Raw genomic sequence first — 7,098 nt, 5'->3', positions numbered from 1 at the left:
GCGCGCGCATCATGTTGATCACCATCGCGTAACCGACGACGACAATCATGCCGCCGGCGACGTTAAGACCGCCGGTGACGACAGGCGGGATGGAGTCGAGCATATGCTTGACGCTGTCGGTGCCAACGGTGGCGGCGACGATGACGGCGGGGATGGCGACACGCATTGCCTGCATCAGCAGCGCGCCGATGTGCAACCAGGTGATGGCGGAAAGGTTGCCGGTTTTGACGGCTTTATCGGCGGCGTGCTGGATACCGACGGTGAGGGTACGGACGAAGATGGTCAGCACCTGCCCGGCGGCGGCGAGCGGGATGGCGAGCGCGATGCCGGTACCCATTTCCTGTTTGCCGGCGATGATGAGGATGGTGGAGATGATGGAGGCCAGCGCCGCGTCCGGGGCGATGGCGGCGCCGATATTCATCCAGCCGAGCGCCATCATTTCCAGCGTGCCGCCAATGACGATGCCGGTGGTCATGTCGCCAAGGGCAAGGCCGGTGAGGGTACAGGCGATGAGCGGGCGGTGTGTCTGAAATTCGTCGAGAATCGAGCCCATGCCGGAGAGGCAGCCGACGAGAAAGACGAGGATGATTTGTAAACTGGTGATTTCCATGGGAATACTCCGTTAGTTGGCGGGTTTGTATTTTTCGGCGATGAGCTGCAATACCGGGACTTTCTTGTCCGAGGCGACCTTGCGCACTTCCAGCTCAATGCCACGGCTGTCCAGCTCCTTGAAGGCTTCGATGTCTTTTTCATCAACCGAGACCGACATATCAAGCATCACCCGCCCTTCCTTGTAGGCCATGCCGCCAATGTTGATGGACTTTATCGGCACGCCACGGCGCACCAGCTCCAGCGCGTCGGTCGGATTGGTGAAAAGCAGCATCACCTTGTCGCCCGCGTATTCGGGGTTGTTATAGACGCGCATCATCTTGTCCACGCTGACGACGTGCGCGGTGACGCCCGGCGGTACCGCCTGCTTGAGCATGGTGGCGCGGGTTTTGTCTTTGACGACGTTGTCATTGACGACGATGATGCGCTTGACGCCGGTTTCCTTTGTCCAGCGGGTCGCGACCTGGCCGTGAATGAGGCGGTCGTCGATGCGCCACAGGCCGAAGCTCATGTGCGGACCATCGTTTACCTTGGCAGAGGCTTCGGCGCGCAGACGCTGCACTTCGGGGTCATTTTCGTCGAACGTTTCCTGTGAAGCGGCGGCAGCGGGAGCGGCGCTGCTGGCAGCGGCAGGCGCAGCCTTGGCGGCGGCCTGGGTTTTCAGGCTCTTGACGCCATCGGCACCTTCGCGCTGGGCGAGTGCGGTCAGTTCGGGCAGGGCGGTGATGTCTTCGCGCTCCATCAGCACCGAAACGAGCATGGGGATGTTCACCCCGGTGACGACTTCGGTATTGGCATCATCGTGGGCGATGCCGCTGGAAGCATTGAACGGCGTGCCGCCCCACAAATCGACCAGCAACAGCAGCCCGGCGGATGTGTCGAGTTCGGCGGCGGCGGCGCGGATTTTCCCCGCCAGCACCTCGCCGTTTTCGCCCGGCACGAAATCCACGCAGCGCACGTTGTCCTGTTCGCCGATGATCATTTCTGCCGTGGCCAGCAGGGCTTTGGCGGCGTGACCATGCGTTGTGATTACAACAGCTATTGTCATGAAATTTCTCCTGTAAATGTATGGCCAACGGCAGGACGCGCATGGGTTTGGGCAGGCTGCTCTTGGCGCGGTAATTTTAGCTTTAACAGAAGATAATCACAATTTAACGTTAATTTCCCGCGTAATTGAACAGGGCAGCCGCGCGGGCGGTGATAGCAAACCCCTTTATCGCGTGCGTGCCTGCGGCACACACTCTACAAGCCAATGAAAAGCGCGAGTAGGGGCTTGCCCCAGCGTCGCAAAACCGTTGCCATGAATGCGGCAACCCGTGCGTAGTGTGTAGCGGTGCAGCCAACACGCACGCGGGCATTGGGGCAGCGGCACACCTGATACACTCACGCAAAACGCATCGCTGCAGAATACTCTATCATCTCATTGCCGCCAAACCCATGCGCGCAGCGCGTAGGTCGGCCATTTATGGCCGACATCAAAAAAACGTCGGGCATGAATGCCCGACCTACAACTGTCGCTGACGCGAATGGTTTGCCACCCCCAGCCCTCCCACGGGGCGGGCGCAAAACGGGGCTTTTTTATTTTTCGGGTGTGGTCGGCGGCGGTTCTGCTGCCTCAAGCCATTGGTCCAGCCGTGCGTTCAACGTATCTACCTGTGTGTTGTATTCCGCTATGGCCTGGCGCCTGGCCTCTGTGCCTTTTTCCAGCGGCTTGCCGTCCGCGCTCCACCACGTTTTTGGGTAGCCATCAGCTTTTGTACCGCGCGCCATAAGCAGCGAGCCGTCAGCGCGGTACACCGCGCGGATACCGTCGCCGTTCTTTTCGTCTGTGCTGAGCGACCACAGGCGGCCATCCGGGTAGAAGGTGCGAACGTAATCCGGCAAGGCCAGCAATTCGCGCAAGGGGTCATCCGGGTCGTGCGTTCCCGGCGGCAAGGCATCCTGCATCAGCAGGCGGCCTTCGACATAGTCTGCGGTACGGTGGGTGGTGTTGTCTGCCCGCACGGGGTAATGCACCCGGTAAACGGCACCGTCGCGGCCATAGGTGGCGACCGGGCTGTCCGCCATTTCGGTACGAAAGTCATCTGCGGCGGCATCGGCGCGCAGGATGAACATCCTCGTTTGCGGCTTGCCGCTGTCCTGGTAGAAATCCTGTGCGACGGTGCGACCATCGGCGGTCTTGCCGACGACTTTGCGGAAGTAGCCGCCTGATGCGGGTTGGGCGACTTTTTGGTAGCGGGCATCGTAGTAAAAGGTCTGCGCCTCGCCCGCGATGTAGGTGATGCTTCCTCCCTGTGCTGCCGCGCGGTTGGCGTCCAGTATCGCCTCCGGCAGTGTGTTGTCCACGCGCAGCGGCACGTCGATGCCGCTTACCGCCACCACCCGCACGCCCTGCGCGTTGCGGCGCACACCGTCGAATAATTCCAGCCGGGATTGATCGAATCGCCTGTGCAGCGCTTTCACTGGTTGCCATGTTGCCTTGAGTTCTGCCCGCGCCGCTTCATGTGCCGCCGTGTCCGGGGTCAGCGGCGTGCCTGCGCTGTCCCATAGCCGGAGTGACGGCTCACGGTCGGGATTGATTGCGGCAAGCAGCGAACCATCGGCGCGGTAACACAGGGTGAGAGCGTTTGCCGTCTCGCCCGGCGCGGGGGAGGGCATGAGTGCCAGCAGCCTGCCGTCCGGATAAAACACCCGTATATGGGGCGTCACCACGGCGCGGAACTCCGGCAATTCATCGGGTGGCGCCGCGTCGTCAGCCTGTAATGGCGGGCTTTGTATCCGCAGGCGGTCTTCTTCATAGTAATTGCTGTATCCCGCCTCTTTCCCGGCACGAAAAGGCGCTATGAAGGAAACCGCGCCGTTGCGGTCATAAAGCACCAGGGTGCTGTCAATCGCGCCATTTGCCGCGTTCGGGGCGCGTAGCCGCGCCAGCGCGCGGCCAAGCGCTTTCCCCGCCTGTAGCGGCGGCAGAAGGGCGGTGATGCCACCGCCATTCGTTGCCGCTGCCCGCCGCGTCAGCGCATACGGTGCACTTCGCTTCGTGGCGGTGTCCTGCCAGAATTCCTGCACCACGGTGCGGCCGTCGGCGGTTTTGCCGAGCGTCCGCTGAAAGTAGCCGCTCTCGACCGGGCGGGCAATTTTGCGGTCGTTGGCGTCAAAGTAGGCGATGCTTTCCTTGCCGGGGGTGTAGTCGAGGCGGGCGCGGGCGACGGCTTGGTCGGCGTCCAGCACGTCTTCCGCCAGGACGGAAGTGGCGCGCAGCGGTACGGCGATGCCGTCCACGTCCACCGTGGCGACGGTTTCCGCCCGCACGGCGAGGCAGACGAAGGCAAGGGCAATGAGGATTTTGTGCATGGGAGACTTCGGGCGGGAAAAGGCGGCATTATCGCCGATAGCACTACGGCCGGGAACGGTCGCGCGGGGGGCTGTCCGACGGTATCATGAGGTTTTTTGTGGATTTTTGTGGCAGGTGCGCGCGGTGAATTGTGTATGGATTACCCTCACTCACGCAAACACTTTTTATATTAGAAGATTTTTTCTGTTAATTCCGATAAAATATAAACAGTTTTTCACCCGGTCGCGCGGTGAAAACTGCGTGAAATCATCATTTGAGTCAAAGGAACCTCCCATGAAAAAGCTCTTCAGCGACTTCAACTTCACTTGGGCACTCGGCCTGTTTGGTACCGCCGTCGGCGCGGGCATTCTCTTTCTCCCCATCAACGCGGGTATGGGCGGCATCTGGCCGCTGATTGTCATCACCATCATCGTCGGGCCGATGACCTATTACGCGCACCGTGGCCTCGCCCGCTTCGTGCTGTCGTCAAAAAATCCGGGGCAGGACATCACCTACGTTGTGCAGGAGCACTTTGGCACAACCGGTGGCCGCCTCATCACCCTGCTGTATTTCCTTGCCATCTATCCCATCCTGCTGATTTACGGCGTCGGCATCACCAACACCGTCATTTCCTTCATCGTAAACCAGTTGCACATGGCCGCTCCGTCGCGCGCCGTGGTGTCGTTCATCCTGCTGGCGGTAATGATTGGCATCATGCTGCTCAATGAGCGTGTCATCCTCGCCGTCACCAACTGGCTGGTCTATCCGCTGATTGCGGTCATTTTCGGCCTTTCGCTGTTCCTTGTCCCGCAATGGAATGGTGCCATTTTTAGTCAAACGGCCATCGCCTTCAGCTTCAACAGTGATTTTCTGCAAGCCATTTGGCTGGCGTGTCCGGCAGGCGGCGCAGCATTGGCGAAACTTCCGTCCGCCACCGCCAACAGCCACGGTTTTCTGGTGACGCTGTGGCTGACCATTCCGGTGCTGGTGTTTGCCTTCAACCACTCGCCCGCGATTTCTTCCTGCGCCGTCTCGCACGCGCACCATTTCCCGGAAGCCGGCCGCGACCGCGAAATCAGCCGTACCCTGCGCCAGACCGCCTTCATGCTGGTTATCTTCGTCATGCTCTTTGTCTTTAGCTGCGTCCTCGCCCTCACCCCGAATGACCTCATTCAGGCCAAGACAGAGAACCTGCCCATTCTCTCCTACCTCGCCAACCGCTTCGACAACCCGATCATCTCCTACTTCGGCCCGTTCGTCGCCTTCCTCGCCATCGCCAGCTCCTTCTTCGGCCACTACCTCGGCGCGCGCGAAGGCCTCGAAGGTCTGGTCAACCAACTGCTCGACAAACCGATTGAGCCGAAAAAATTCCAGAAAATCAGTGCCGTCTTCTTCATGATTACCCTGTGGATTGTCGCCATCCTCAACCCGAGCATCCTCGGCTTCATCGAAAGCCTGAGCGGCCCGGTCATTGCGATGATCCTCTTCATCATGCCGATGTACGCCATTCACAAAATTCCGGCTTTGCAAAAATACCGTGGCGCCGCCAGTAATGTATTCGTCGTCGTCATGGGCAGCATCGCCATTTCCGCCCTCGTGTACGGACTATTCAAATAACAGGGAGTTACGCTCATGATTAGCGTCTTTGACATGTACAAAATCGGCATCGGCCCGTCCAGCTCGCACACCGTCGGGCCGATGAAAGCGGGCCGGCAGTTCATCGACGAACTGCTGGCGCAAAACCTGCTCGCGCGCACCACCCGCGTCTGCGCCGACGTTTACGGCTCGCTGTCGCTGACCGGGCGCGGGCACAATACCGACATCGCCATCCTCCTCGGCCTGATGGGCTACCTGCCGGACAGCGTTCCCATCGAACACATCGAACCCGCCATCGCCGCGGTCAAAAACGACGGCCGCCTCACCCTGAACGAAGCCGACCCCGCCAACAGCAAAACCCTCGCCTTTGACTTCAAAGCGGACATGCCCTTCCACCACAACTTCCTGCCGTTGCACGAAAACGGCATGACCCTCACCGCCTGGGCGGGCGACGAAGAACTGCTGAAAAAAACCTACTACAGCATCGGCGGCGGCTTTATCGTCGAAGAAGCCGACTTCGGCAAAGCGGACAACAGCGCGATCGAAGTCCCCTATCCCTACAAAAACGCCGCCGACATCCTGCGTCATTGCCACGAACAAGGCCTGCCCCTCTCCTCGCTGATGCGCAAAAACGAACTCGCCTTGCACAGCGAGGCCGAACTCGCCGCCTACCTCGCGCGCGTCTGGCAGACCATGCGCGACTGCATCGAGCGCGGCCAGCACGCCGAAGGCCTCCTGCCGGGGCCACTGAAAGTCCCGCGTCGCGCCTGCTCGCTGCGCCGCACCCTGGAAGCGCGCGCCGTGCACGACCCGATGGAAGCCGTGGACTGGGTCAACCTCTTTGCCCTCGCCGTGAACGAAGAAAACGCCGCCGGTGGCCGCGTCGTCACAGCGCCGACCAACGGCGCCTGCGGCATCGTCCCGGCGGTACTCGCCTACTACGACAAATTCGTCCACCCGCTCAACACCGAAACTATCGAGCGCTACCTGCTCGCCACCAGCGCCATCGGCTCGCTCTACAAAATGAACGCCTCCATCTCCGGCGCCGAAGTCGGTTGCCAGGGCGAAGTCGGCGTCGCCTGCTCCATGGCGGCGGCGGGGCTCACCGAAATCATGGGCGGCACCCCGGAACAAGTCTGCATGGCGGCAGAAATCGGCATGGAGCACAACCTCGGCCTCACCTGCGACCCCGTCGGCGGCCAAGTACAAGTGCCGTGCATCGAGCGCAACGCCATCGGCTCGGTCAAAGCCATCAACGCCAGTCGCATGGCGCTGCGCCGCACCACCCAGCCGTGCGTCAGCCTCGACAAAGTCATCGAGACCATGTACGAAACCGGGCGCGACATGAACGCCAAATACCGCGAAACCTCCACCGGCGGGCTGGCGCTGAAAATCGTGCCGTGTAACTGAGCCTTCGCACCATGCGCACGAAAAAAGCCGCCTGCGGGCGGCTTTTTTGACGGCGCGATAAGACTGCTGACAAAAACTGACACAGCGGCGCGCTAATATAGCAATCCACCGAAAGTTTCAGGCAAGGCGCGTCGCCGAAGACAGTACGC

General features: G+C 60.8%; 5 protein-coding genes. 2 read left to right on the top strand and 3 right to left on the bottom strand.

Going from position 1 to position 7,098, the window contains the following annotated elements:
- The 3 genes from Q0349_RS09065 to Q0349_RS09055 form a co-directional block, all read right to left on the bottom strand.
- Positions 1 to 610 (bottom strand): mannose/fructose/sorbose family PTS transporter subunit IIC (locus Q0349_RS09065; protein ID WP_298080547.1); only part of this gene is annotated, 610 nt, incomplete at its 3' end.
- Positions 611 to 622: 12 nt separating this feature from the next.
- Complete coding sequence (manX, locus tag Q0349_RS09060) at positions 623 to 1,657, bottom strand: PTS mannose transporter subunit IIAB (RefSeq protein WP_298080546.1); 1,035 nt, start codon at positions 1,655 to 1,657, stop codon at positions 623 to 625.
- Positions 1,658 to 2,187: 530 nt separating this feature from the next.
- The gene (locus tag Q0349_RS09055) at positions 2,188 to 3,963 is read right to left on the bottom strand and encodes a hypothetical protein (protein ID WP_298080545.1); all 1,776 of its coding nucleotides are present in this window, start codon (positions 3,961 to 3,963) and stop codon (positions 2,188 to 2,190) included.
- Between the two features lie 274 nt (positions 3,964 to 4,237).
- Between Q0349_RS09055 and Q0349_RS09050 the strand changes: the two genes are divergently transcribed.
- Together Q0349_RS09050 and Q0349_RS09045 are read left to right on the top strand one after the other, a co-directional pair.
- Positions 4,238 to 5,560, top strand: coding sequence for an aromatic amino acid transport family protein (locus Q0349_RS09050; RefSeq protein ID WP_298080544.1), 1,323 nt, complete (start codon positions 4,238 to 4,240; stop codon positions 5,558 to 5,560).
- 15 nt (positions 5,561 to 5,575) lie between these two features.
- A complete protein-coding gene (locus tag Q0349_RS09045; protein ID WP_298080543.1) occupies positions 5,576 to 6,949 on the top strand; it encodes an L-serine ammonia-lyase in 1,374 nt (457 codons plus the stop codon).
- Positions 6,950 to 7,098 lie beyond the last annotated feature (149 nt).

This window comes from uncultured Cardiobacterium sp. (assembly GCF_938028185.1).
Lineage (GTDB): Bacteria > Pseudomonadota > Gammaproteobacteria > Cardiobacteriales > Cardiobacteriaceae > Cardiobacterium.
This window is presented reverse-complemented; position numbering and strand designations above follow the sequence as displayed.